This is a genomic window from Flavobacterium sp. CF136, from assembly GCF_000282055.1.
Lineage (GTDB): Bacteria > Bacteroidota > Bacteroidia > Flavobacteriales > Flavobacteriaceae > Flavobacterium.
In genome coordinates, this window is sequence record NZ_AKJZ01000043.1 from 1 (window position 1) to 24395 (window position 24395).

The window sequence follows — 24395 nt, forward strand, 5'->3', positions numbered from 1 at the left end:
AGTTGGAATTTGAATTTTTTAAATTGATTACTTTAAAGAATGTACTATATATTCAAAGATTTGTTTTTCCCTCCAGTTAATGAAGCCGATGAAGAAGGAATTCTTGCTATTGGGGGTGATTTAAGTTCAGAAAGGTTACAATTAGCTTATAAAAGCGGAATTTTTCCCTGGTTTAATGAAGGAGAACCTATTCTTTGGTGGTCACCCGATCCAAGAATGGTTCTGTTTTTGGATGAATTAATTGTATCTAAAAGTATGCGGAATATTTTAAATCGAAATCAGTTTAAAATTACTTTTAATAAAAATTTTGCAGCTGTTATTTCAAATTGCCAGAAAATAAAACGAGATGGGCAAAGCGGAACCTGGATTTCAAACGAAATGATCGATGCTTATTGTAACCTTCATGAAATTGGCGTTGCAAAATCTGTTGAGGTTTGGCAGGATGAGGTTTTGGTTGGAGGTTTGTACGGAATTGATTTAGGTCATGTTTTTTGTGGAGAAAGTATGTTTTCAAAAGTATCAAATGCATCAAAAGTTGCTTTTATAGCTTTGGTTGAATATTTAAAAAGAGGCAATTACAAGCTTTTAGACTGTCAGGTTTATAATCCTCATTTAGAAAGTTTGGGTTGTCGTGAAATTGATCGTGAAGAATTTATATCAATTTTAAAAAGTGAGTAAGATGAGTAAAATTCATATTGTAAAAGAAATTTATATTTATCCAATTAAAAGTTTGGCCGGGATTAGCTGTCAACAAGCTTTTGCTGAAGAAATGGGCTTCGAAAATGACCGCCGCTGGATGTTGATTGATACTGAAAATTTGCATATAACACAAAGAGAATATCCAATTTTGAGTCAGTTTTATCCTCAAATTTCAGAAGGAAAAATCAGTATTACTTTTGAAGATTATAAACATGAATTTTCAGTTGATGAATATATAAATCAGCCAATTGATACAAAAGTCTGGGAAGATAAAAGTGAGGTTTTTGAAGTAAATAAAGAATCTTCAAAATGGTTTAGCAAACATTTGGGTTTTGAATGTAAACTGGTAAAAATCATGAAAATTGGCGATCGAAAACATGAAAGCTCCAGATTAAAAGAAACTTTCAATGTAAGCCTTGCCGATGGTTATCCGTATTTATTAGTGGGGACCAAAAGCCTGGATTTTTTAAACGAAAAACTAGTGGATAAAATTACCGTTTTGAGATTTCGCCCGAATATTGTTGTAAATAGTGCAAACCCTCATGAAGAAGATCATTTTGACACTTTTACCATTGGAGAAGTTCAGTTTAAAAACATAAAACCATGTGGAAGATGTATTATGGTGAATAATGATCCACAAAAAGGGATTATAAAAAAAGAGCCTCTAAAAACATTAAGCACATATCGAAAAGTTGATAATTCAGTTTTATTCGGAACTAATATTGTTAGTTTAAATTCGGGAATTATTAGTGTTGGTGATGCAGTTGTTTTCTAAAAATTTAACTTTGTAAAACTCCAATTCAGGGTATTAAAAATTACCAACTCGTTTTTTAAAGCCGGTAATTCCAAAATTAGTTTAAGCGTTTCATGTGCCATCATTGTTCCAATAATTCCCGGAAGAGTCCCTAAAACACCATTTAAATTACAATTTGGAACATCTTTTGGATCGGGCATTTCAGGAAATAAATCACGTAGATTTTTACTTCCGTTATGATTAAAAACAGCAACTTGTCCTTCAAATTTTAAAATACTTCCGTAAATTAAAGGTTTTTGAAGGTTAACACAAGTATCGTTTACCAAATAACGAGTCGTAAAATTATCTGAACCATCCACAACAATATCATATTGCTGAATAATTTTCGATGCATTTTCAGGTGTTAACTTTTCACGAATTGCTTCAACTGTTATCAAGGGATTAAGTTTCGAAACAACATTTTTGGCTACAATTGCTTTTTCCTGACCAATTTCGTTTTCAGTATATAAAATTTGGCGATGTAAATTATGAATTTCAATAGTGTCAAAATCCATTATTCCAATAAAACCTACGCCAGCGGTAGCAATATATTGTAGAACAGGACATCCTAAACCTCCGGCTCCAATTACTAAAACTCTTGCTTTTTTGAGTTTTTCCTGACCCTCATCTCCAATTTCAGGGAGGATAGTTTGTCGGTTATAACGTAAAAATTCTTGTATAATGCTCATTGTAAATATTAGAAATTAAAGAGTTTATGATGTCAGGTTGAGCGGAGTCGAAACCCTTAATACTGGGAAAATCTCGACTCCGCTCGATTTGATATATTAAGGGATGATATATTCAACGTGGAAATGTTAGAATTGATGACTAAAGGTTCTGTCCCAATCCTTCCAAACGGGCTCATAACCTTTTTTGATAATGATTTCGGCAATTTCTCCTGCTGAACGTTCATCACTGATTTCAAATTGCTCCAATGATTGTGGATCAACAACATAACCACCTGGATTGGTTTTAGAACCTGCGCTCATGCTCGTTACACCTATCGGAATAATATTGTTTCTAAATTTTTCGTTTTCACGGGTAGAAATTGAAATTTCGAGATCTTCATTCCATAAACGATAAGCACAAATAAGCTGTGTCAGATCTTTATCATCCATAATAAAATTGGGTTCGATAATGCCTTCAGCCGGGCGTAATCTTGGAAAAGAAACCGAATATTTGGTCTGCCAATATTTCTTCTGAAGATAATCCAGATGTAAAGCATTAAAAAAACTATCTGTACGCCAGTCTTCCAAACCCAATAAAACACCCAATCCAATTTTATGAATTCCGGCAGCTCCAATTCTGTCCGGGGTTTCCAATCTAAAATCGAAATTTGATTTTTTGCCTTTCGTGTGGTATTTTTTGTAAACTTCCTGATGATACGTTTCCTGATATACCAAAACAGAATAAACTCCTGCTTCATGCAAACGTTGGTATTCTTCGGTAGAAAGCGGCTGAACTTCTACTGAAATGATAGAAAATTGCTCTCTTATTAAATTAATTGCATTCAGGAAATAATTGATATTTACCGTATAATTTGCTTCGCCAGTTACCAATAAAACATGATCAAAACCAGTTTGTTTTAATGCTTCAACTTCTAGTTTAATCTCAGAATCTGAAAGTGTTTTTCGTTTGATTTTATTATCTAAACTAAAACCACAATAGGTACAGATATTTTGACATTCATTGCTTAAATAAAGTGGTGCATACATTTGAATGGTTTTGCCAAAACGCTTTTTAGTAATTTCATGGCATTTTTGGGCCATTTGTTCTAAATATGGCTTTGCAGCAGGTGAAATCAATATCAGAAAGTCACCCATATCCAGTTTGTTTTTAGCCAATACCTGTTCGACTTCGCGAACTGAAGTTTGGTATATTTTGGTTTGAATTGAATTCCAGTCATATTGCTCAAAAACCGATTTGAATGTTTTCATTAGATTGTGTTTTGTTTCACGCAGATTTTGCAGATTAAGCTGATTTTTATTTAAATTTTATTTTCTAGTTGAATCTGTAAAATTTGAATATCATTTTATATTTTATTGACAACTCTGGTGATATTGTCTAGAATATTTGTACAATTAAAATTGACTAATAATCCTAACTTTTTATTAGTTAACTTTAAGTAAGTTGTTAGTTGTTTGTAATGAATTGCCTTTAATTCCTCAACCGATTTTAATTCTATGATAACCTTATCTTCAACTAATAAGTCAAGTTTAAAAGTAATGTCAAGAAATGTATCATCATATTTTACTGGTATTTCAACTTGTTTATGAACTTTCAAGTTGTCTTTTTGTAATTGATAATACAAAGCACTTTCGTAAACTGATTCTAATAATCCCGGGCCTAAATTATTATAGACTTTAAAAATTGAACCTCTTATTTTATATGAAATTTCATTTTCTGACATAATTGTAATTTGAGTTATTTAACAATCAAATTTAAGTGAAATTTCTTACTTTGTCAGAATGTTTCTCACGCAGATTTAGCAGATAATACAGATTAATATTTTTTAGCTATGGATATTTTATTAAAATAAATCTGCTCAATCTCCAAAATCTGCGTGAAATTAAACTATTCATACAAAAAAGCCGTCAAAGGACTGGAAGCAACCGCGTGATTTTGCTGATTTGCAATTTTGGCTTCGAATGCTTTACGGCCAGCGATTACGGCTTCTTTAAAAGCCTCCGCCATCAATTTCGGATTTCCTGCAACTGCAATTGCTGTATTAACTAAAACTGCATCAGCACCAATTTCCATGGCTTTTGCAGCGTCAGATGGAGCACCAATTCCGGCATCTACAATAACCGGAACATTACTTTGTTCTATAATAATTTCCAGAAAATCAATTGTCTTTAATCCTTTGTTACTTCCAATTGGTGAACCTAAAGGCATCACTGCTGCTGTTCCTGCATTTTCCAAATGTTTGCACAAAACAGGATCAGCATGAATATAAGGCAGAACAAAAAAACCAAGTTTGGCAAGTTCCTCAGTTGCTTTTAAAGTCTCGATTGGATCCGGCATTAGATATTTTGGATCGGGATGAATTTCGAGTTTTACCCAATTGGTTTCAAGTGCTTCCCTCGCCAGTTGAGCTGCAAAAACAGCTTCTTTTGCATTTCGTGCGCCCGATGTATTGGGTAATAAATTGATATTTGGATGTTTTAAATGTGATAAAATTGCATCAGTTTCTGTCTCAAGATCGATGCGTTTTAAGGCAACCGTTACCAATTCACTTCCCGAAGCTAAAATAGCTTCTTCCATTTGCTGGTTTGAGCCAAATTTACCTGTTCCCAGGAATAGTCTGGAGGTTAGTGTTTTATCTCCGATTTTAAATAATGGCGTTTGCATATAATTTTTCATTAAGTTGTTGAATGAGTTTTTCTTTTTGCTGGCTTTTTGTAATCATTCCTGAAACTGCAATACCATGAATTCCGGTTTCTACAAGGCTTTCTATGTTGTCTAAAGTGATTCCGCCAATGGCATAAACAGGAGCTGAAATGTTTTCAATTTTCATTTTATTTAAAATAGAAGCATAGCCTTCGAGTCCTAAAACAGGACTTAATTTTTCTTTAGTTTCAGTAAATTGAAAAGGCCCCAGACCTATATAATCACAACCATTTTTAGATTGAAAAACAATATCTTCAAAAGTATTTGCAGTTGCACCAATAATTTTAGTGTCTCCTAAAATAGCCCGTGCTTCCGGAATACTCATGTCGGTTAAACCTAAATGAACACCATCTGCGGTAATTTGCTGAGCGAGTAGAACATCGTCGTTTACAATGAAATTGGCCAAATATTCTTCGCATAAAATTTTTATTGCTTCTGCTAAAACAAACCTTTTTTCAGAGGTTTGATTTTTGAACCGCATTTGTATCCAATCACAGCCGGAATCCAGAACCTGATGGATATTGTAGAGTTGTTTTTCGACAGTTTCGCCTTGTGAAATATATTGTAATTTGTTAAACATGATGATGGCCAATTAATGATGATGATGAACTTAAGTATTTTTCGATATACAATTTAGCTTCTAAACAGGCAGATTTTAAATCATATCCTAAAGCTATATTTGCTGTAATTGCTGCAGATAGAACACAGCCAGATCCATGTTTGGGTTTGAAACTGATGTTTGTGGGTAAAAGTTCTATAATGTTACTTTTCAGAAATAAATAATCGGTGCCCAATGCAGTACAATTATGGCCGCCTTTTAGCAAAATAGATGTTGGAAGTTCATTTTTTACCCAAAGTTTTTCTGAAATAAAATTTGGATAGAGCTGAAGAATTTCTTCATAATTTGGAGTTATTAAATCTATTTTTGATAATGTCTTTTCTAAATCCGTTTTTGTTTTAATGGTTAAAAATTCAAATTTTGTTGATGATTTTAAAACAGTATCCCAAACGATAACTGTCTTTGAATCTAACTTTTTTATTAGCGAAATAATTTTATTTAAATAAAAAAATGAAGGCACAATCCCAATTTTAACTGCTTTTATTGGATAGGTTTTAAACAACGTTTTTATAGATCGCAATACAAAATCGAGCGAAGTCCATTCAATTTCATAGAATTTACAATCGGTTTGAATTGTATTTGCGGTATTTATGGCTAATCCTTGTACCTGATGCTGTTCAAAAGTTTTAGTATCAGCTAAAATTCCGGCACCTCCTGAAGGATCAAAACCTGCTATGCTTAGAACGAAGGGGCGATTTTTTGACATAGTTTAAATTTTTTAATTGGGTTATGAGTATTCCAGATTGTGCCTAAAAGAGCTACATCATCAAAACCATTTTCAAGTGTTTTTTTGATATTTTCAGAATCAATTCCGCCTAAGGCAATAACTTTCGTATTGAAATTTGTTCTCGATTTTAAAGCTTCAAAAAGGTTTGCTTTTGGATGATAATCTTCTTTAGAAATACTTGTAAAAACAGGACTTAAAAAGGCGTAATCAAAGCTATTTTCTAAGGAATTAAAATCTTCGATAGAATGTGTTGCTGTTGATTTATACCTGTAAGATTTTGAAAACCTCGCAAGAAAATCAGAACTATTTTTTCTTTCTTTCTCTGAAAAATGAATTCGGCTAATCCCAAAATCATCTGCCAATTGATGATGATTGTGTAAAACTAATTTAGATCGAAATTCCAGTTTTATCTGATGAATAAATTGTGCTGTTTCCAGTTCAGAAAAATCAGGTTTCCGGATGTGAAGCAAAGACAATCCTTCTTCAAATAAAGAATCAATAATGCTGATTTCATTTGCAACTGAAGAAGGATTTGTAATTACGACCATAGTCTTTACTCTTTGTTCTATACTCTTTCTTAAATATAAATTTCTTTCCCCTGCTCAATAAACTCCTCTGATTTTTCCTGCATTCCTTTTTCGGCTGCAGCTACGTCACGAATTTCCTGAGATATTTTCATTGAGCAGAATTTTGGTCCGCACATAGAACAAAAATGCGCCACTTTTGCACCATCAGCCGGAAGAGTTTCATCATGAAATTCTCTGGCTGTATCCGGGTCTAATGATAGATTGAACTGATCTTCCCAACGGAATTCAAAACGTGCTTTGCTTAACGCATTGTCGCGATATTGTGCTCCCGGATGGCCTTTGGCCAAATCAGCAGCATGGGCGGAAATTTTATAGGTGATAACACCGTCTTTAACGTCTTTTTTGTTGGGTAATCCAAGATGCTCTTTTGGTGTAACATAACATAACATCGCACAACCGTACCAGCCAATCATAGCAGCTCCAATTGCCGAAGTGATATGGTCGTAACCCGGTGCAATATCAGTTGTTAATGGTCCAAGAGTGTAAAATGGAGCTTCATGGCAATGTTCTAATTGTTTGTCCATATTCTCTTTAATCATGTGCATTGGTACGTGTCCCGGGCCTTCAATAAATACCTGGACATCATGTTTCCAGGCAATTTTTGTTAGTTCGCCTAATGTTTCTAATTCAGCAAATTGAGCAGCATCATTGGCATCTGCAATTGAACCCGGACGTAAACCATCACCTAATGAAAATGCAACATCATATTGTTTCATGATTTCGCAGATTTCTTCGAAATGTGTGTATAAAAAGTTTTCTTTATGATGAAATAAACACCATTTTGCCATGATCGATCCGCCACGCGAAACGATTCCGGTAACGCGATCAGCAGTAAGATGAATGTAGCGCAATAAAACACCGGCATGGATTGTGAAATACGAAACGCCTTGTTCTGCCTGTTCGATCAAAGTATCGCGGAAAACTTCCCAGGTTAAATCCTCGGCAACTCCTTTTACTTTTTCTAAAGCCTGATATATCGGAACGGTACCAATTGGAACCGGCGAATTACGAATAATCCATTCTCTGGTTTCATGGATATTTTTTCCTGTAGATAAATCCATGATGGTGTCAGCTCCCCAGCGGCATGCCCAAACGGCTTTTTCTACTTCTTCTTCAATACTGGAAGTTACAGCACTGTTCCCAATATTGGCGTTTATTTTCACTAAGAAATTACGGCCAACAATCATTGGTTCGCTCTCAGGATGATTAATGTTATTTGGAATGATCGCTCTTCCGCATGCTACTTCGCTTCGGACGAATTCGGCTGTGATTTTGCTTTTTGGAGTGTTAGCACCAAAACTGTGTCCCGAGTGCTGGCATTGCATAGCTTTTGTTTGCTCGTTTATTAGTTCAATGCGCTGGTTTTCGCGAATAGCAATATATTCCATTTCGGGAGTTATAATCCCTTGTTTGGCGTAATACAATTGTGTGACATTTGCCCCTTTTTTTGCTCTTTTTGGCTGATGTAAATATTCAAACCGAAGATGATTTAAGCTTTCATCTTTTAAACGTGTCTGACCATAATCTGAACTGATCTCGGTTAGGATTTCGACATCGTTTCTATTTAAAATCCATTCTTCTCTTAGTCGAGGAAGTCCTTTTCGGATGTTAATTTCGATGTTAGGATCTGTATAAGCACCTGAAGTATCATAAACGGTTACAGGTGGGTTTTTTTCAATTCCTCCGTTAGAAAGTTTGGTATCACTTAAAATTACCTCGCGCATGGCTACCTTAATTGGGTGAATTTCGCCGTTTACATATATTTTTCTGGAGTTTGTAAATGGTGTTCTCGATATTTGTTCTTCGTTTGTCATTGCTGATTTTAGATTTTAGAATTGAAATTGCTATTGTTATTTTGATTGAAATTTGAAATGTCTCATAACCGATTCTGCCAGGGATAGAAGTGTAAAGCCCGTAAAGGAGAAAACCGTAGAAAAACAAGGAATAGAAAAGCGACCAGAGGAAGCTTTACTGTGACTATGTTTTGTGGTTGACGACTGCGGACTTGAAACGGATAGCCCGTTCGTGCAGCCAGATTACCCTCCTTGTGTAGCTGAAATAATTAAAATTTCGTCAGTTTCGGATACAAAATGCTGGCTCCAATTTGTTTTTGGAACAACAGTATTGTTAATGGCAACGGCGATTCCGTTTTGTTTGTTTGGAATTTCGAGATCAAGCAATGATTGAACGCTAAGCGTATCGGCACTGAATTGTTTAATTTGATGGTTGATTTTTAGTTCCATTCCTTCTGGGTTTTTTAGGTTTAAAGATTCACTGTGTTGAATCTCTACCTTAGGAATGGCTACAATTACGCATAAAAATGCGGTCAGAAGTCATCTTACTTTTCCCTACGCTAGTATGAACTAGATCAGGTTCAGAGGGTAAAATCTCAGCCTGCGCAATGCAGACACCCCTAAAGTGTGAAGCAAATGTAATGAAAAATTTGTTTGAAAGTTTCAGCTTTTAATTACTTTTTGTGATTTTAAGTAACTGATACTTAAAACTGCGGTCGTGACTAAAGACTGTTTACTTGTGTCTCGTCCAGCAATCTGCAATATGGTCGTTGACCATTCCGGTGGCTTGCATGTGAGCATAAATTACCGTGGAACCTACGAATTTAAAGCCTCGTTTTTTTAAATCTTTACTGATTTCGTCTGAAAGTGGAGTAGTAGCGGGAACATCTTTTAAGGTTTTCGGATTATTATTGATGGGTTTTCCGTTAGTGAATTTCCAGATGTAATTGGAAAAACTGCCAAATTCTTCCTGTACTTTCATAAAAGCCTGTGCGTTTGATACTGCGGATCTGATTTTGAGCTTGTTACGTATGATTCCTGTGTCCTCTAGTAAAGATTCAATTTTATCTTCAGTATAATTGGCTATTTTTTTATAATCAAAATAATCAAAAGCTGTTCTGAAATTTTCTCTTTTGTTTAAAATAGTAATCCAGCTTAAACCCGCCTGAAAGGTTTCGAGAATTAAGAATTCGAATAAAGAAGGGTCATCATAAACAGGAACTCCCCATTCTTCGTCATGGTATTTTTTATATAAATCGCTGGCAGAGCACCAACCGCATCTTACAGGATCTTGTGTTGTCATTGTTTTTAATTTTGATCTTTTTTGTTTTCGTCTTCTTCCAGATATTTCTTAATCAAATGATGTCCGAGATAAATTAACGGAGTTAATAAAACCGCAACAGAAAGTTTGAAAACATAACCCGTTAATCCTGAAGAAATATAAGTGTCGAAATCAATTTTACCAGGCAGCCAAAAAGCGATTCCAAGAACAATAAAAGAATCAAATAATTGTGAAATTACTGTTGAACCAGTTGTTCTGAGCCATATTTTTTTATTTCCTGTTCTGTTTCTGAAGAACCAAAATATCCAGACATCGATTAATTGTGAGATTATAAAAGCTATAATGCTTCCAACAATAATCCACATACTCTGACCGAAAACTGCCTGAAATTGTTCGTCATTTACAGGGCTAATTCCTTTTGCGGCCGGAATTACTATTGCCATGAATAATATCAGGAATGCGTAAGCGATCAGGCAAGCTGTTATAAAAGAAAGTTTTTTAACTCCTTTTTCTCCAAAATATTCATTGATTAAATCTGTAGTCAGAAAAACAATTGGCCAGGGCAAAATTCCAATACTCATTACAAATGGACCAATCTGAATTAATTTCCCTCCGATTAATTCGGCTACTACAGCATTAGTGATAAAAATTCCTGCAAGGATAACAAAAACGATTTCTTTTTTGGTTTTAAACATATTTATTTTGGTAAAGACATTTCAAATTTAAGATATTTATATTTAAGTTGCAGATTCAGTTCATAAATAAAAGGAGCATTTTAAGGCAATAAAATGGTAAATTTGAGTTTGATTATTTTACAGAATAAATGAACCAAAATATTATTTTTTATTATGAATACAGACACTTCACTTAATTCTCAATCAGGTTGCCAGAATCCCTTACTTCAAAAATGGACAGGGCCATATGGAGGAGTTCCTTCTTTTGATGAATATAAAGTTTCGGATTTTAAGCCAGCAATTGAATTTGCAATTGAGGAAAATTTACATGAGTTAGACACGATTGCAAATAATATTGAAATACCTTCTTTTGATAATACTATTGTTGCCCTGGAGCTTTCTGGTAAAACGATAAAAAGGATTCACGAAATATATGAAATTTACAGTTCAAATATTTTTACTCCGGAATTTGGAATTGTAGAAACTGAAATGTCTCCAAAATTATCTGAGTTGAATGATAAAATGTATCAAAATAAAAAGCTTTTTTCGAGAATAGAAACTATATATAAGTCAGAAGAGTATAAGAATTTAGATAGTGAACAACAACGCCTGGTTTGGTGGTATTATACCAATTTTGTTCGTGAAGGGGCAAAATTAGATGAACGAGACAAAGAAAAAGTTGGGGAGATCAATCAGGAATTAGCAAGTCTTTTTACCCGATTTAGCCAGAATTTATTAGCGGAAGAACAAAATCAGTTTATTGAATTAACAACAGAAAATGATTTTGACGGTTTGCCGGATGAAATAAAAAATGCTGTTATTGCTGAAGCTAAAGTGAGAAAAATTGATGCTTTAGGCTGTGTTGCAAATACACGTTCCTCTATTGAGCCGTTTTTGACATTTTCTAATCGTAGGGATTTAAGACAAAAAGCATTTGATATTTTTGTAAAACGAGGAGATAATGGTAATGAAAATGACAATAATGCGATACTGGTTTCTATTTTGAAGTTGCGTGGTGAAAAGGCAACATTATTAGGGTATTCTTCTTTTGCAGACTGGAGTCTGTCGAACAAGATGGCAAAAAGCCCCAAAGAAACATTAGAATTGATGGAATCAGTATGGAAACCTGCCGTAGAAAAGGTACATCAGGATGTTGCTGACATGCAAAAAATTGTTGATGCTGATGGGGGTAATTTTAAAATTCAACCTTGGGATTATAGATATTATGCTGAAAAAGTCAGGAAATCTAAGTATGATTTAGACCAGAATGAAGTAAAGCAATATTTGCAATTAGAAAATTTACGTGAAAGCATGTTTTGGGTAGCGGGCGAATTGTTTGATTTAAGTTTTAAACAAATTAATGATATCCCTGTATTTCATTCAGATGTGCGTGTTTGGGAAGTAAGTAATAAAGTGACAGGGAAAATTATTGGATTGTGGTATTTTGACCCATATGCAAGATCAGGAAAACGTTCCGGAGCATGGATGAGTTCTTATCGTGATCAGCAAAAGTTAAGTAATGTACTTCCAATCGTATCAAATAATTGCAATTTTATTAAAGGAAATGCAAACGAACCTGTTTTGATATCCTGGGATGATGCTACAACTTTATTTCATGAATTTGGGCATGCGCTTCATGGTTTATGTTCTAATGTTACCTATCCTGGTTTGTCGGGAACAGCTGTTGCAAGAGATTATGTTGAATTTCCTTCGCAGTTATTAGAGCATTGGCTTACTACGCCTGAAGTGTTGAATAAGTTTGCATTACATTATAAAACCAATGAACCATTACCGAAATCAATGGTTGACAGAATAGAGGAAGCTGCAAATTTTAATGAAGGTTTTACAACTGTAGAAACAATATCCAGTTCTTTTGTTGATATGAAACTTCACTTAACAACTGAAACCATAGATCCGGTTAAATTCGAAAAAGAAACATTAGAAAAGCTAAACATGCCTTCAGAAATTGTAATGCGTCACAGAATTCCACAATTTGCACATATTTTTTCTGGTGATGGTTATGCTGCCGGATATTATAGTTATTTATGGGCGGATGTAATCAATGCAGATGCATACGAAGCTTTTATTGAAGGAAACGGACCTTATGATAAAGAAGTAGCAAAAAAACTTTATGATACAGTTTTTAGTGTTGGGAATACAATCGACAATGAAAAGGGGTATGAAAATTTCAGAGGAAGAGCCCCCAAATCTGATGCTTTAATGAGAGCCAGGAATTTCCCGATTACAGATAAAAAGTAAAAAGATAAAGTTCCGGAAATAAAAAAAGCCCAAATAAATTAATTTATTTGGGCTTTTAGATTATGTATTAATATAATCTCTGTGTACCATTTTTAAATACTCTTCTGAAAATTTGTTGTGTAACCGTTTTATTTTAGTTAATAGATTGGTTTTGCAACTTTAGCTTTGTTTGTTATATAAGATATTAACCAGGCGACTTGTCCTTGTTTTGCAAAATAAATTTTTTTATTTTGTATGTTTGGAATGTTTTCTAACAAGGATATCAAAATATTATTTGCTGAAATAAGCTGTTCTTGGGTGTAAACTTCAATTACTTTTTTTACCTCTGTATTAGTAATAGATAAAGCTTTAATTTTACTAAAATTATTCTCAATCACATTTTTATTTGTGATGATGTCTTCAAAATTAATCAGCGTAAAATTCTCTAAAGGGGGTTTGCCCTCATTAAAAAGAGTGTAGAATGCCCAGACCGCCCCTCCTGATAAATATACATTTTCTTTTTTTAAAGACTCTGCTCCGCCTGCATACATTTTTGCAAAATCATTTCTCAAAACTGGAAGGTATTCAAAAGAGCGTTCATTGAATTCCGTAATAGATATTTTTTTTTCTTTTTTATTTATTTTTTCCGTTAAGGTTACTGTTCCAATGTTTAAAGATAATGGAAAAAAAATATTGTTACCGCCATTAAAAGCATTTACATAACCTCCTTTTGTATTACCGGAGCCGATATCTAAAATCATTGAATTTAAATATTTTTTTGGAGGGATGCATCCTTCTAATAGCATTTTCCCTTCTTGCTGTGATGTTATAATAGGTAAGTCTTTGTCGGTTTTTGCTTTTATTATCGCAACCAGCTCATCTGTGTTTTTTGCCATGCCAACACCCGAGGAAGCAACGATAAAAATATTTTCATTTTTGATTTTAGAATGCTCTAACATTATTTTATAGTTTTTTAAAACTATATCTGTTGCGATTTCCATATCGGATTGAGCAAGGTTTCCATTAATAGATATTCCTGTAGCAATACCTGCGTTTTCCGTCCAAGACTCTTTTATTTCATATAGACCCTTTTTTGCATTTTTTACATTAATAATTGTCATCTTAATACCTTTGCTCCCTATTTCAATTCCTCCATAAAGAGTTTGAGAGTTTACAGTGAAGGATATTAAAAGTAGAAATAAAAACAAGCAGTTTTTGTTGCTTAAAATATTTTTCATAACTAAAGAGGGTAATAATTAAAGTTTGAGATTCAAAAAAAGCAAATATTTTTTTGGATATTTTTAATGATTGTTTGGAAATGAAATTTTTGGAATTTGATATTTTGAAATGTTCGGTTAATGAAAATCAGATGTAAATCAGAGTTAATTCCCGGTTAAATATTTGTCAATAAAGGGGGTGTTTTTAAGCAAAAAAAACATTAAATATTAAATTTAATGTTTAATGTTTTTTATTGAATTGCTACTTTAAATTATAGTTTTTTAGTAATCTCTTTTTTGTATTTGTTAAGTAATGCCTTGGTCATCCCCAAATTTGCTTTAGTAGAATCAACAGCCAGGTAGATGAAATATTCGTTATTGTCTGCTACATCAATAATGTGTATTTGAGATGATAAAGAAATCATAATATCATCAATAGTTTCGTTTAAACCTAGTGCATTGATTGCGTTAAGTTTTGCTTTTACAACTTCAAGATTAAAAGCAGATGCTAATTCCGGGTCAAAATCCGCAATAGCTGAATTGGAATAATATGAAATTCCACTTTTGATTTCGGTTACGGCAACAGCGATGTATCCTGGTACATTTTTTTTAAGTTCTTCTCCGAATAGTTTTAAATAATCTGACATAATTGTGGTTTTTTATTTGTTGATTTTTTCTTGGGCAAATTTACTTTGGTTTGTTGGATTTTCGGAGAAGATTCTTGTAGATAGAAATCTACATTTTATTTTTTTTAGGAATAATTTTATTTTTTGGTTTTAATTCAGGTTCTAAATAATTATTTCAATCGTTGTAGAGTTATAGAGTTGTTAAACTTTGACAAAATACTATTAATTCCGCAAAATCAAGAAGGATATCTTTGCTACCTTTGCATAATAACTGTTAAATTAACTGGAATAGGTTATGAAATTCATTTCGCTTAATTGATTTTTGCAACAAAAAAATCAAAATACAAAACCAAAATTACACAAGGTGAAGTTTTTTTTAAGAAATTGAAGTAGCTGTCATGCTTTTGCAAAAAAAGGATAAAAAAACTATTGAGATACAATACATAAAAAGAAAAACATATACCAGAATGAATTTAAAATCTAAATCTATTTTAATTATTGCTTTACTCTTCTGGCTAAAAATTGTTTTGATTTATTTAATTTATGTTCAATTGAACAACAGTAATAAACTAAAAATATACATTGGTGCCGACAATCAAAACCACACAGTTTTAACAGATCTTACACTGTTAAAAGACAAAATAAAAACTAGTCAAATTGTTTTTAGTCAATACATAAGTAGCCAGGAGGCAAAGGATTTGAAAAACTACAACTCCATTATTGCTACCATTGCTTCTGATTTAAGTCAGGTTCAAAATAGATATAAAAACACCATTATTTATAGTGAAATTCTAAAAAACGAATTGCTAATTAAAAAACGAATAGCTTTAAAAACAAAAACTGACTCACTTTTGTTGAGTTTTGATGAAAATTCCAGGGAATTGCAGCAATCATCAAAGATTCAATCCAGTCCAGCGTCTTTTGACTATAGAGATGTTTTGCAAAGCATTGAGCTCGAAACTGACAAACAAGCTGATACTGTAAAAAAGAAAAACTTGTTTTCCAGAATTGAAAGTGACCTTAAAGACAGGGCCGACTTGCAAAAAGAAGCCACTAACTCTATCTTAAAACTTCGATTTGGTAAACAAGTAATTACCGGTACCATATCTGAACAGTTTGAAAATGTGCTATTAGCATCCCAAAAACATTACAATAGCCAGTTTAGTAAAATGAAGGGGAGCCTTGAGGATATTAACATTGCTGAAGGAAAACTTATAGCAAAAAACCAAAAAATTGCAACACTATTAACTGATTTGTTAAGTCAGTTTGAAAGCGTAGTAAGTAAATTTACAATCAGGACAAACCAAAAGCTTTTGGATCAGCAAATCAAGGATACCAAAACAAGGAATGTCTTTATTTGTTTTGTTGCTTTTTTGATGTTACTTCTTTTGTTGCTTCTGTTTAGGTACATCTACGAAATATTTCGTTTGGAGAAAAAACTAAAAGAGGCCAATGATCAAATTCAAGAAGATTTGATGCTAAAAAATAAAATAATATCACTTTTGACTCATGAAATCAAAACGCCTGTAAATGTAATTAGAATGTCGAGTTGTTTGGTTTCAGAGAAAATACAAGATCCAGAAGTCAAAGAGATATTTAACTCTATAAAATACACCTCCAATGCCTTGACTCTAATTGCAAACCAGGCTTTGGAGGTTGTGAAATTAGGAAATTATGAAGAATTGATACTTGACATTACTGAATTTGATATTGGCTTTGAAATCAAAGAAATCATTAAATCACTTCAAGTAATAGCTCATTCCATAAATATTGATTTAATATTACACACGAATATAGATGAATCCTTTATGGTTAACTACGACAGGGTACGGCTATACGAATTGCTTTGTAATGTAATAGGAAATGCATTAAAATTTGCTAATACTAAAATTGACATTAGCGTTAAAAAAAACAATCAAACTATATTTTTTGAGATTTTAGACGACGGGAGTGGTGTTGAAGAAGAAGATTTGAATCATATCTTCGATTTAAACTATCAGGGTAAGAAAGCCCTGAGACCAGATACCTTGAGTATGGGGCTTGGATTGTATTTATGCAAAAGAATAATCGAAAAGTTCAATGGAACCATAGTGGTTAGTAACTCAGGTTCATCAGGTCTAAAAGTGGTTTTTTCGATTGATTTGACTGTTTTTTTAAACACTTTGAAAACAAAATAACCAAGATTTATTTATGAATTGTCTTATTGCTGATGACCATTGGATTGTTAGAAAAGGTATGATTTCGATTATGGAAAATCATTTTTCTGATTTACATTTTGATCAGGCTGGTAGAATTAGCGAGATATTTTCTACGTTAGAAAAAAAGAGTTGTCATTTGCTTCTTTTAGATTTTTTTTATACCGACGGAGCACTAAAAAAATCAATTTTAAAAATTAAATCAATTTCTAATGATGCCAAAATAATTGTAATGTCATCCTCTATCACTTATTTTGATTATTTAGAAATCAAGGATCATGTCGATGCAATACTTTCTAAGCAAAGCTCACAAGCGGCTATAATTAATTGTGTACAAAAGGTGTTGTTCGAAGATACTTCTTATATCAATAATTATCATCAACTTTTTTTTGATAAAGTAGATTTGCTGTCGAGTCGAGAGCTGGAAATCGTGAAATTAATTATAAACGGCTATGGCAATAAAGAAATGGTAAATAAACTCGATCTTAAAGAAAATACAATTTCTACTTTGCGAAAAAGAGCATTCGATAAGTTAGAAATAGACAACAATGTGGAGCTGATTAATTTATTTATGCAAAGTGTTTTGTAGAATCAGTTTGTTTTTTGGTAAAAAAAAGAGATATGAATGCTTTAAAAAAGTTTTTTGAGTGCAATTATAATTTTAAATTATTATAACGATACAATGATAAAAAGATACTTAGAAAACTATAAAAATTTTCCCAGAGAAATTTGGGTAATTACTATAATTAGTTTTATAAACAGAGCCGGAACAATGGTAGTGCCGTTTTTGTCGAAATACATGAAAGAATCTCTGGGGTTTTCGTATGCACAAGTGGGCTGGGTAATGGTCTGTTTCGGGGTAGGTTCACTTGTAGGGACTTTTGTAAGTGGCAAACTGGCAGATAAATACAGTGCCTACAAAGTAATGGTTTTTAGTTTGTTTACCAGCGGACTCATTTTTATAGGATTACAGTTTGTTAGCAGCTTTGAGGTTTTGTGTTTCTCAATATTTTTGCTAACCTCAATTGCTGATATGTTTCGACCTGCAATGATGATAACAATCAACAATTATGTAACAAAAAAAAACAGGATAAAGGCACTTGCCCTGGTGCGATCTGCGACAAATGTTGGTTTTGTGTTTGGCCCGCTGCTTGGAGGTTTGTTGATTTCTATTTGGAACTACAATGTATTGTTTATAGTTGACGGTTTGAGTTGTGTTATTTCTATATTAATTTTTGCCTATTTGGTGACAGAAAAACAAGTTTTGTATAAACTTAAATTCCAACATTTAGAGGTTGATAAATTGGCTCCGCTAAAGGATAAATCGTTCTTGATTCACTGGGTAATAACTATGATTACAGCCGTTTTATTTTTTCAAGTTTTCACAGTCTTGCCCATTTATCATAAAGAGCAATTTGGATTGAGCGAGTTTCAAAGTGGTTTGCTTTTGAGTTTTTATGGTGTGCTATTGTTGTTATTTGAGTTACCGGTTGTAAGTTTTGTTGAGAATAGGAAGTATAAAAAAACACTGATTATATTAGTAGGATTGGCTTGTATAGGATTTAGTTATTTATTACTTGCACTAATAAATATGCCAATAGTTTTGATTGTTTCGACTTTTTTTATGGGTTTGGGTAGTATGTTAACCTTTTCGTTTGCAAGCAATTTTGTTTCTGGCAGAAGTTTCAAAAATCAAGAAGGCTTGTTCATGTCAATGTTTCAAATGAGTTATGGTTTTGCTCATGTTTTTAGTGCAAAAACTGGTTTGACAATTGTAGATTTATATGGTTTTAAAGCCAATTGGCTATTCAATTTTGGATTGGCAATGGTGGGTGTTTTGTTGTCGTTTTATTTATACAAGGAGGTAAAAAATAACCTTATAAAAACAAAAGAAGATATTGTTAACTCTATCTTCAAAGCTTCTTAAAATGTATTACTTGAATCAATCAGTCAATAGCAGTTTTAGTATTGTTGAAATTAAACCTGGTCAATTTAATTCAATCGAAGGACTTATACGTAAATCACAATTAATAGATGACTTGTTAAGCATTAATCAGGCTATTGGGTTTATAAAAAATAAATTAGACAGGAACAAGGTCAAAATTTTTGCATGCCAAAACGAAGTAAATGACTATATAGCTTTTGTGATTTTGGTAGCCAAAATAAATCCGTATTCTTTTGTGAAATACAACTGGCATGTCTCTTATCTCTATGTTAAAAACGAATTCCGGCGACAAAAAATCGCTTATCGATTAATGGAAAAAACCATAGAGTATGCCTGCTTTACAAATGTAGAATTCCTGAGCCTGAATGCTGGCGTTGATAATCTATCGGCACAAAACCTATATCAATCCTTGTATTTTGAAAGGAAATATTTCTTAGCAAATTACTATTATTATGAGCTGAATATCTCTGATTTGATAAAATCAAGATAATGAAAAATAAAAAAGCCCGAATAAATTAATATTCGGGCTTTAATATTGAAATAATATATTAACCTAAAGTAACTCTTTTGAAACCTGTAATTTCAACATTGAATCCTTTAACATAATCACTAACTTTTTTACTATCATCTTTGATGAAGTTTTGATCTAATAAAGCTTTCTCCTGATCTAAAGTAGTATTGTCAGAGATGAAACGTTGAACTTTTCCCGGAATAATTTTATCCCAAATTTGCTCTGGTTTACCTTCAGCTTTTAATTCTGCTTTAGCATCTTCTTCAGCTTGTTTTAAAACTTCTTCAGTCAATTGAGAGAAAGAAATATATTTAGGAACATTTTTTAAAGTTTTTCCTAAACGTTTTGCTTCTTCATTTTCTTTTTCGATTACAGCAATACGAGCAGCAAGTTCAGAAGCAACGAAAGCTGGATCAAAATCTTTGTAAGATAATGTATCAGCTCCCATAGAAGCAACTTGCATAGAGATGTCTTTAGTTAAAACGTCACCATTAGCAATTGGTGCAGAAATTGCAGTTAATGCAGCAATTTTGTTAACGTGAACATAAGATCCAACGAAAGCGCCTTCTAAGATTTCAAAACCACCGATTTCGATTTTTTCACCGATAACACCAGTTTGCTCGATTAATTTTTCAGCAACAGTAATTCCATTGAAATCTGAAGCTAAGAATTCTTCTTTAGAAGAGAAGTTGATAGCTCTTTCTACTAATTCTTTAGCTAAAGTTACGAAAGCTTCATTTTTACCTACGAAATCTGTTTCGCAGTTTAAAGTTATGATAGCTCCTTTAGTTTTGTCAGCATTAACAAAAGAAACAGCAGCTCCTTCAGAAGACTCACGGTCAGAACGGTTAGCAGCAACTTTTTGTCCTTTTTCTCTAAGGTTTTGTATAGCTTTATCGAAATCTCCATCAGCTTCAACTAAAGCTTTTTTACAGTCCATCATTCCGGCACCTGTAGTTTGTCTTAATTTATTTACGTCTGCAGCAGTAATTGTTGCCATAATATTTTGAATTTTAATGTTAAAAGTAAAAATTCCATCTTTTAAATTCTAAACTCCAATTTTATTAAATTATCAACATAACGTTTTTAATTTGTGTTTGGATTTTAGAATTTAAAATTTGGAATTTAAAATTTGATTTATTCTTCAGTTGCAGGAGCAGCAGCCTCAACAGCTGGAGCATCTTCTACAGCAGGAGCAGCAGCTTCAGTAGTAGCAGTTTCTTCTGTGAAAACTTCAGCTTCTTTGTCCGAACCTCTGTCAGAAAGACCATCTATTACAGCAGCAGTAACTAAAGATAAAATTTTGTCAATTGATTTAGAAGCATCATCATTTGCAGGAATAACGTAATCAACCTCTCTTGGGTCAGAATTCGTATCAACCATTGCGAAAACTGGAATGTTTAATTTTTGAGCTTCTTTTATTGCGATATGTTCAGCTTTGATATCTACTACGAACAATGCAGCTGGTAGTCTTGACATGTCAGCGATTGAACCTAAGTTTTTCTCTAATTTAGCACGTAGACGATCAACTTGCAAACGCTCTTTTTTAGAAAGTGTCATGAAAGTACCATCTTTCTTCATTTTATCAATAGAAGACATTTTTTTAACTGCCTTTCTGATAGTTACGAAGTTAGTTAGCATTCCACCAGGCCATCTTTCAGTGATGTAAGGCATGTTTGCAGCCTTTGCTTTTTCAGCAACGATGTCTTTTGCTTGTTTTTTGGTAGCTACGAATAAAATTTTTCTACCTGATGCAGCGATTTTTTTCAAAGCTTCGTTAGCTTCTTCAATTTTTGCTGCAGTTTTATATAGATTGATAATGTGAATACCATTACGCTCCATATAAATGTAAGGAGCCATGTTTGGATCCCATTTTCTAGTCATGTGTCCAAAGTGAACACCTGCTTCTAGTAAGTCTTTTACTTCTATTTTGTTTGCCATTTTTGTACTAGTTTACGTTCTGTTGATTAGCAATGTATAAATGGCGGTTTCCCAGGCTTTATACATTTAGATGCTAAACTATTTCCTACCTCGGTAGGAGAGCAACAATAACTGTTTTTTTAATTTCAATAAATAATTGATAATGTCTTGTCCCATTTGAACAAGACAGGTAATATTAACGTTTAGAGAATTGGAATCTCTTACGAGCTTTCTTCTGACCGAATTTCTTACGTTCAACCATTCTTGGATCTCTTGTTAATAAACCTTCTGGTTTAAGGATAGCTCTGTTTTCAGCATTTACTTCACACATAACGCGTGCTAATGCCATTCTTACAGCTTCTGCCTGACCAGTTGAACCACCTCCGTAAACGTTTACTTTTACATCAAAGTTGTTTACATTTTCTGTCATAGACATTGGTTGTAAAACTTTGTATTGTAAAGTTGCAGTTGGAAAGTAAGTTGCGAATTCTTTTTTGTTTACAGTGATTTTTCCTGTTCCTTCAGAAACATATACACGTGCAACAGCGGTTTTTCTTCTACCGATTTTGTGAATAACTCCCATTACTTAAGATCGTTTAGGTTAACAGTTCTAGGTTTTTGAGCTCCTTGTTTGTGCTCAGATCCTACAACAACATTTAGATTTCTAAAAAGTTCAGCTCCTAATTTGTTTTTAGGTAACATTCCTTTTACAGCTTTCTCTACTAATAATGCAGGGTTTTTAGATTGCAATACTTTAGCAGTTAAAGTTCTTTGTCCTCCTGGGTAACCTGTATGACGCATGTAAATTTTGTCATTCATTTTTGTACCTGTAAGGTTAATTTTTTCTGAGTTGATAACAATTACGTTATCTCCACAGTCAACGTGCGGTGTGTAACTTGGCTTGTACTTACCTCTTAAGATCATTGCAACCTTTGAAGCAAGACGTCCTAAGTTATGACCTTCAGCGTCAACAACAATCCACTCTTTCGTTACAGTGGCTTTGCTAGCTGAAATTGTCTTGTAGCTTAATGCGTCCATAATATTATTTTAATTAAACATTCCATCCCCAATAAAGGGGATGCAAAAGTACAATTAATTATTTTAAAACCAAATACCTTAAAAGATTATTTTAACTGCTGAAAATCAGGAGTTATTTTTTTATCTGAAACAGTAAAAAAAGCATCTTTACTTACTTTAGCAAAGATGGTTTAAGCAGGCTGATAAAAATAAATAAATTACACTATAATATATTGACTGTTTCTGCAACTTGTTGTTTGTTAAGTAATTCGTTATAAGCTTTTGATTCTGTTGATTTACGAGGTTTTGTAAAAAGCAGTCTTATAATCCAGTGTTAATTTTTATTCTTTTTATAATCCAGTTAAATAGAGAGCGACATAATAAAATTTTAATGTAGTGTTGTCTCGTTTTTATTGTAATTTCAGTAATTCTACTATATTTGTATTAATTCCATAAATTATGATAGAATGAAAGCTAAAGCAACTTTAAAACAAATCGCGAAAGAACTCAATGTTTCTGTATCAACAGTTTCTAAAGCGCTTAATGATAGCCCTGAAATTAGTGAGCAAACTAAAATTAAAATTAAAGAGTATGCTAAATTAAAAAATTACAAGCCGAACGTTATTGGCTTGAATTTGAAGAATCGTAAAACGAAAACAATTGGAGTTATTATACCTAATATATTAAACTCGTTTTTTGCAAAAGTTTTTAGTGGTATCGAAAAAGTAGCTGATAAAAAAGGATATAATGTTATTACATGTATTTCGAATGAATCTTTAGAGAAAGAAATTCATACACTTGAGATGTTAAGTAACGGAACTATTGACGGGTTTATTTTGTCTGTTTCTCAAGAAGCTCAGAAGTTGCAGGATTACAGTCATTTTTCGGCAATTATAAATGATGGTACACCAATTGTTATGTTTGATCGAATTGCTGATGAGGTAGAATGTGACAAAGTTGTGGTAGATGATTTTGATTCGGCCTTAAACTCTACACAGCATTTGATTAATTTGGGATGTAAAAATATTGCATTGATTTCTTCAGTAAATAATCTAAGTGTTGGAAAATTAAGAGCCGATGGTTATCTTAAAGCTTTAAAAGACAATAATATTCCGGTAAACGAAAAAATTATCCTTCGTACTGATTCCGAAGATGATATGAAAAGTAAAATCGACGCCATTTTTGACAATAAAGTTGATGCTATTTTTGCTTTGGATGAAAATGATTCAGTTGCCGCTTTACGCGTAAGTTTGAAAAAAGGATACAAAGTTCCGGAAGATATATCTATTATTGGTTTTGCTGATGGAATTTTGGCTTCAAGACGTTTGTCGCCAAGTTTAACTACTGTTAGTCAACACGGAATTGAGATTGGAGAAGTTGCTGCTAAACGATTAATTGCACGATTGGAAGAAAAAGAAGGCGAAACCTCTGACTATGAAACTATTGTTATTAAAACAAAACTAAAAGAAAGAGAATCAACCAGGAAGTTGTAATTTTTGTAAACTGAAAATATAATTTTTCTCTGCGATATTTTTTTTCTCCAATAATAATTCAAAAGCTATTTCATTTTTTAATGCTATAGCTTTTATTTTTTCTAGTTCACAATCTTCGGAAAGAATCATGAAAATGCTGTTTTCAGAAGTTATAAAATCAGGCAGTTGGAAAAATAGCTGTTCAAAATAATCAAAATTTTCACCGCAAAACCAAGCTTTTTCAGCAATTGTATTTGGGTTTTTGGGATAATAAGGTGGATTTATTATAATGAAATCAAATGTTTTGTCTTGAATGTTTTCAAATAAATCTGACTTGATTATTTCTATCGAAACGTTGTTATTTAAAGCGTTTTTTTCTAAGGCTTCCAATGCTGTTGTATTGATGTCGGTTGCGGTAACGACAGCCTCTTTTTTTGCCGCTAAAATTGAAATAATCCCGCACCCGCATCCCAATTCAAGTACTTTTTTTTCTTTTAATGTAAGCGTTTCGAGAAATTCCAAAAGTAATTTTGTACTGAAAGTTATAAAAGGTGGAAAAACCGTGGGTTCTACCCAAACGATAATTTTTTTATAAGTATATTTTCTGGGTTTCGACAAGTAAACAGCACTCGCTTTTTTCAGAAAAGGACTGATTATTTTTTTTATTAATGTTTTCATCAATTTACAGCT

General features: G+C 32.7%; 26 protein-coding genes and 1 riboswitch. Of the genes, 8 read left to right on the plus strand and 18 right to left on the minus strand.

Annotated elements, in window-relative coordinates:
• Positions 1-39 precede the first annotated feature (39 nt).
• Together aat and PMI10_RS13645 are read left to right on the plus strand one after the other, a co-directional pair.
• A complete protein-coding gene (aat, locus tag PMI10_RS13640; RefSeq protein ID WP_007808869.1) occupies positions 40-678 on the plus strand; it encodes a leucyl/phenylalanyl-tRNA--protein transferase in 639 nt (212 codons plus the stop codon).
• A gap of 1 nt (position 679) precedes the next feature.
• Positions 680-1474: an MOSC domain-containing protein gene (locus PMI10_RS13645; RefSeq protein WP_007808870.1), complete on the plus strand. Its 795-nt coding sequence runs from the start codon at positions 680-682 to the stop codon at positions 1472-1474.
• Here PMI10_RS13645 and PMI10_RS13650 read toward each other — a convergent pair.
• From PMI10_RS13650 to PMI10_RS13700, 11 genes are all read right to left on the minus strand, one after another.
• Positions 1471-2181 (minus strand): HesA/MoeB/ThiF family protein, encoded by a 711-nt coding sequence (locus PMI10_RS13650; RefSeq protein WP_007808871.1) that lies wholly within the window; start codon positions 2179-2181, stop codon positions 1471-1473. The two genes, PMI10_RS13645 and PMI10_RS13650, sit on opposite strands and share 4 nt — an antisense overlap.
• 126 nt (positions 2182-2307) lie before the next feature.
• Positions 2308-3429: a 2-iminoacetate synthase ThiH gene (thiH, locus tag PMI10_RS13655; protein WP_007808872.1), complete on the minus strand. Its 1122-nt coding sequence runs from the start codon at positions 3427-3429 to the stop codon at positions 2308-2310.
• A gap of 95 nt (positions 3430-3524) precedes the next feature.
• Positions 3525-3902, minus strand: coding sequence for a GxxExxY protein (locus PMI10_RS13660; RefSeq protein ID WP_007808873.1), 378 nt, complete (start codon positions 3900-3902; stop codon positions 3525-3527).
• A 164-nt stretch (positions 3903-4066) separates the two neighbouring features.
• The gene (locus tag PMI10_RS13665) at positions 4067-4843 is read right to left on the minus strand and encodes a thiazole synthase (RefSeq protein ID WP_007808874.1); all 777 of its coding nucleotides are present in this window, start codon (positions 4841-4843) and stop codon (positions 4067-4069) included.
• Positions 4824-5462: a thiamine phosphate synthase gene (locus PMI10_RS13670; protein ID WP_007808875.1), complete on the minus strand. Its 639-nt coding sequence runs from the start codon at positions 5460-5462 to the stop codon at positions 4824-4826. The genes PMI10_RS13665 and PMI10_RS13670 overlap by 20 nt, the downstream gene beginning before the upstream one ends.
• Positions 5455-6207: a hydroxymethylpyrimidine/phosphomethylpyrimidine kinase gene (locus PMI10_RS13675; RefSeq protein ID WP_007808876.1), complete on the minus strand. Its 753-nt coding sequence runs from the start codon at positions 6205-6207 to the stop codon at positions 5455-5457. Before PMI10_RS13675 ends, PMI10_RS13670 begins: the two co-directional genes overlap by 8 nt.
• A complete protein-coding gene (locus PMI10_RS13680; RefSeq protein ID WP_007808877.1) occupies positions 6180-6776 on the minus strand; it encodes a thiamine phosphate synthase in 597 nt (198 codons plus the stop codon). Before PMI10_RS13680 ends, PMI10_RS13675 begins: the two co-directional genes overlap by 28 nt.
• A gap of 29 nt (positions 6777-6805) precedes the next feature.
• Positions 6806-8629 carry a phosphomethylpyrimidine synthase ThiC gene (gene thiC / locus PMI10_RS13685; RefSeq protein ID WP_007808879.1) on the minus strand — a complete coding sequence of 608 codons (1824 nt, stop codon included), beginning with the start codon at positions 8627-8629 and terminating at the stop codon, positions 6806-6808.
• A 222-nt stretch (positions 8630-8851) separates the two neighbouring features.
• Positions 8852-9058 (minus strand): sulfur carrier protein ThiS, encoded by a 207-nt coding sequence (thiS, locus tag PMI10_RS13690; RefSeq protein WP_007808882.1) that lies wholly within the window; start codon positions 9056-9058, stop codon positions 8852-8854.
• An 85-nt stretch (positions 9059-9143) separates the two neighbouring features.
• Positions 9144-9240, minus strand: a riboswitch (TPP riboswitch).
• Between the two features lie 101 nt (positions 9241-9341).
• On the minus strand, positions 9342-9911 hold the full coding sequence (locus PMI10_RS13695; RefSeq protein WP_007808884.1) for a DNA-3-methyladenine glycosylase I: 570 nt from the start codon (positions 9909-9911) through the stop codon (positions 9342-9344).
• A 5-nt stretch (positions 9912-9916) separates the two neighbouring features.
• Entirely contained in the window at positions 9917-10585 is a 669-nt protein-coding gene (locus tag PMI10_RS13700) for a queuosine precursor transporter (protein ID WP_007808887.1), read from the minus strand.
• Positions 10586-10738: 153 nt separating this feature from the next.
• Between PMI10_RS13700 and PMI10_RS13705 the strand changes: the two genes are divergently transcribed.
• Positions 10739-12823, plus strand: a complete 2085-nt coding sequence (locus tag PMI10_RS13705) for a M3 family metallopeptidase (RefSeq protein ID WP_007808889.1) — start codon at positions 10739-10741, stop codon at positions 12821-12823.
• 137 nt (positions 12824-12960) lie between these two features.
• Here the strand turns inward: PMI10_RS13705 and PMI10_RS13710 are convergent, their stop codons facing one another.
• Both PMI10_RS13710 and PMI10_RS13715 read right to left on the minus strand, forming a co-directional pair.
• Entirely contained in the window at positions 12961-14040 is a 1080-nt protein-coding gene (locus tag PMI10_RS13710) for a Ppx/GppA phosphatase family protein (protein ID WP_007808891.1), read from the minus strand.
• A gap of 251 nt (positions 14041-14291) precedes the next feature.
• On the minus strand, positions 14292-14666 hold the full coding sequence (locus PMI10_RS13715; protein ID WP_007808893.1) for a hypothetical protein: 375 nt from the start codon (positions 14664-14666) through the stop codon (positions 14292-14294).
• Positions 14667-15112: 446 nt separating this feature from the next.
• Between PMI10_RS13715 and PMI10_RS13720 the strand changes: the two genes are divergently transcribed.
• From PMI10_RS13720 to PMI10_RS13735, 4 genes are read left to right on the plus strand one after another with little or no spacing between them, the layout of a single operon-like run.
• Positions 15113-16822, plus strand: coding sequence for a sensor histidine kinase (locus tag PMI10_RS13720; protein WP_157489845.1), 1710 nt, complete (start codon positions 15113-15115; stop codon positions 16820-16822).
• Positions 16823-16835: 13 nt separating this feature from the next.
• A complete protein-coding gene (locus tag PMI10_RS13725; protein WP_007808897.1) occupies positions 16836-17429 on the plus strand; it encodes a helix-turn-helix transcriptional regulator in 594 nt (197 codons plus the stop codon).
• A gap of 54 nt (positions 17430-17483) precedes the next feature.
• Positions 17484-18767 carry an MFS transporter gene (locus PMI10_RS13730; protein ID WP_007808900.1) on the plus strand — a complete coding sequence of 428 codons (1284 nt, stop codon included), beginning with the start codon at positions 17484-17486 and terminating at the stop codon, positions 18765-18767.
• 1 nt (position 18768) lies between these two features.
• On the plus strand, positions 18769-19275 hold the full coding sequence (locus tag PMI10_RS13735; RefSeq protein ID WP_007808902.1) for a GNAT family N-acetyltransferase: 507 nt from the start codon (positions 18769-18771) through the stop codon (positions 19273-19275).
• A gap of 58 nt (positions 19276-19333) precedes the next feature.
• Here the strand turns inward: PMI10_RS13735 and tsf are convergent, their stop codons facing one another.
• The 4 genes from tsf to rplM all read right to left on the minus strand — a co-directional run bounded on the left by tsf (position 19334) and on the right by rplM (position 22254).
• Complete coding sequence (gene tsf, locus PMI10_RS13740) at positions 19334-20296, minus strand: translation elongation factor Ts (RefSeq protein WP_007808904.1); 963 nt, start codon at positions 20294-20296, stop codon at positions 19334-19336.
• 137 nt (positions 20297-20433) lie between these two features.
• Positions 20434-21237, minus strand: coding sequence for a 30S ribosomal protein S2 (gene rpsB / locus PMI10_RS13745; protein ID WP_007808907.1), 804 nt, complete (start codon positions 21235-21237; stop codon positions 20434-20436).
• 175 nt (positions 21238-21412) lie between these two features.
• Positions 21413-21799 (minus strand): 30S ribosomal protein S9, encoded by a 387-nt coding sequence (rpsI, locus tag PMI10_RS13750; protein ID WP_007808909.1) that lies wholly within the window; start codon positions 21797-21799, stop codon positions 21413-21415.
• On the minus strand, positions 21799-22254 hold the full coding sequence (rplM, locus tag PMI10_RS13755; RefSeq protein WP_007808911.1) for a 50S ribosomal protein L13: 456 nt from the start codon (positions 22252-22254) through the stop codon (positions 21799-21801). The genes rpsI and rplM overlap by 1 nt, the downstream gene beginning before the upstream one ends.
• 446 nt (positions 22255-22700) lie before the next feature.
• On the opposite strand from rplM, the gene PMI10_RS13760 reads away from it, so the two are divergent.
• On the plus strand, positions 22701-23726 hold the full coding sequence (locus PMI10_RS13760; protein WP_007808913.1) for a LacI family DNA-binding transcriptional regulator: 1026 nt from the start codon (positions 22701-22703) through the stop codon (positions 23724-23726).
• On the opposite strand, the gene PMI10_RS21725 is transcribed toward PMI10_RS13760, so the two are convergent.
• Positions 23709-24383, minus strand: a complete 675-nt coding sequence (locus tag PMI10_RS21725; RefSeq protein ID WP_007808914.1) for a methyltransferase — start codon at positions 24381-24383, stop codon at positions 23709-23711. The genes PMI10_RS13760 and PMI10_RS21725 overlap by 18 nt on opposite strands.
• Positions 24384-24395 lie beyond the last annotated feature (12 nt).

What these genes read in the sequence shown, in the direction of transcription:
- aat (WP_007808869.1), top strand. Translation starts at nt 40, where the DNA reads ATGTACTATATATTCAAAGATTTGTTTTTCCCTCCAGTTAATGAAGCC.
- PMI10_RS13645 (WP_007808870.1), top strand. Translation starts at nt 680, where the DNA reads ATGAGTAAAATTCATATTGTAAAAGAAATTTATATTTATCCAATTAAA.
- PMI10_RS13650 (WP_007808871.1), bottom strand. Translation starts at nt 2,181, where the DNA reads ATGAGCATTATACAAGAATTTTTACGTTATAACCGACAAACTATCCTC.
- thiH (WP_007808872.1), bottom strand. Translation starts at nt 3,429, where the DNA reads ATGAAAACATTCAAATCGGTTTTTGAGCAATATGACTGGAATTCAATT.
- PMI10_RS13660 (WP_007808873.1), bottom strand. Translation starts at nt 3,902, where the DNA reads ATGTCAGAAAATGAAATTTCATATAAAATAAGAGGTTCAATTTTTAAA.
- PMI10_RS13665 (WP_007808874.1), bottom strand. Translation starts at nt 4,843, where the DNA reads ATGCAAACGCCATTATTTAAAATCGGAGATAAAACACTAACCTCCAGA.
- PMI10_RS13670 (WP_007808875.1), bottom strand. Translation starts at nt 5,462, where the DNA reads ATGTTTAACAAATTACAATATATTTCACAAGGCGAAACTGTCGAAAAA.
- PMI10_RS13675 (WP_007808876.1), bottom strand. Translation starts at nt 6,207, where the DNA reads ATGTCAAAAAATCGCCCCTTCGTTCTAAGCATAGCAGGTTTTGATCCT.
- PMI10_RS13680 (WP_007808877.1), bottom strand. Translation starts at nt 6,776, where the DNA reads ATGGTCGTAATTACAAATCCTTCTTCAGTTGCAAATGAAATCAGCATT.
- thiC (WP_007808879.1), bottom strand. Translation starts at nt 8,629, where the DNA reads ATGACAAACGAAGAACAAATATCGAGAACACCATTTACAAACTCCAGA.
- thiS (WP_007808882.1), bottom strand. Translation starts at nt 9,058, where the DNA reads ATGGAACTAAAAATCAACCATCAAATTAAACAATTCAGTGCCGATACG.
- PMI10_RS13695 (WP_007808884.1), bottom strand. Translation starts at nt 9,911, where the DNA reads ATGACAACACAAGATCCTGTAAGATGCGGTTGGTGCTCTGCCAGCGAT.
- PMI10_RS13700 (WP_007808887.1), bottom strand. Translation starts at nt 10,585, where the DNA reads ATGTTTAAAACCAAAAAAGAAATCGTTTTTGTTATCCTTGCAGGAATT.
- PMI10_RS13705 (WP_007808889.1), top strand. Translation starts at nt 10,739, where the DNA reads ATGAATACAGACACTTCACTTAATTCTCAATCAGGTTGCCAGAATCCC.
- PMI10_RS13710 (WP_007808891.1), bottom strand. Translation starts at nt 14,040, where the DNA reads ATGAAAAATATTTTAAGCAACAAAAACTGCTTGTTTTTATTTCTACTT.
- PMI10_RS13715 (WP_007808893.1), bottom strand. Translation starts at nt 14,666, where the DNA reads ATGTCAGATTATTTAAAACTATTCGGAGAAGAACTTAAAAAAAATGTA.
- PMI10_RS13720 (WP_157489845.1), top strand. Translation starts at nt 15,113, where the DNA reads ATGAATTTAAAATCTAAATCTATTTTAATTATTGCTTTACTCTTCTGG.
- PMI10_RS13725 (WP_007808897.1), top strand. Translation starts at nt 16,836, where the DNA reads ATGAATTGTCTTATTGCTGATGACCATTGGATTGTTAGAAAAGGTATG.
- PMI10_RS13735 (WP_007808902.1), top strand. Translation starts at nt 18,769, where the DNA reads ATGTATTACTTGAATCAATCAGTCAATAGCAGTTTTAGTATTGTTGAA.
- tsf (WP_007808904.1), bottom strand. Translation starts at nt 20,296, where the DNA reads ATGGCAACAATTACTGCTGCAGACGTAAATAAATTAAGACAAACTACA.
- rpsB (WP_007808907.1), bottom strand. Translation starts at nt 21,237, where the DNA reads ATGGCAAACAAAATAGAAGTAAAAGACTTACTAGAAGCAGGTGTTCAC.
- rpsI (WP_007808909.1), bottom strand. Translation starts at nt 21,799, where the DNA reads ATGGGAGTTATTCACAAAATCGGTAGAAGAAAAACCGCTGTTGCACGT.
- rplM (WP_007808911.1), bottom strand. Translation starts at nt 22,254, where the DNA reads ATGGACGCATTAAGCTACAAGACAATTTCAGCTAGCAAAGCCACTGTA.
- PMI10_RS13760 (WP_007808913.1), top strand. Translation starts at nt 22,701, where the DNA reads ATGAAAGCTAAAGCAACTTTAAAACAAATCGCGAAAGAACTCAATGTT.
- PMI10_RS21725 (WP_007808914.1), bottom strand. Translation starts at nt 24,383, where the DNA reads ATGAAAACATTAATAAAAAAAATAATCAGTCCTTTTCTGAAAAAAGCG.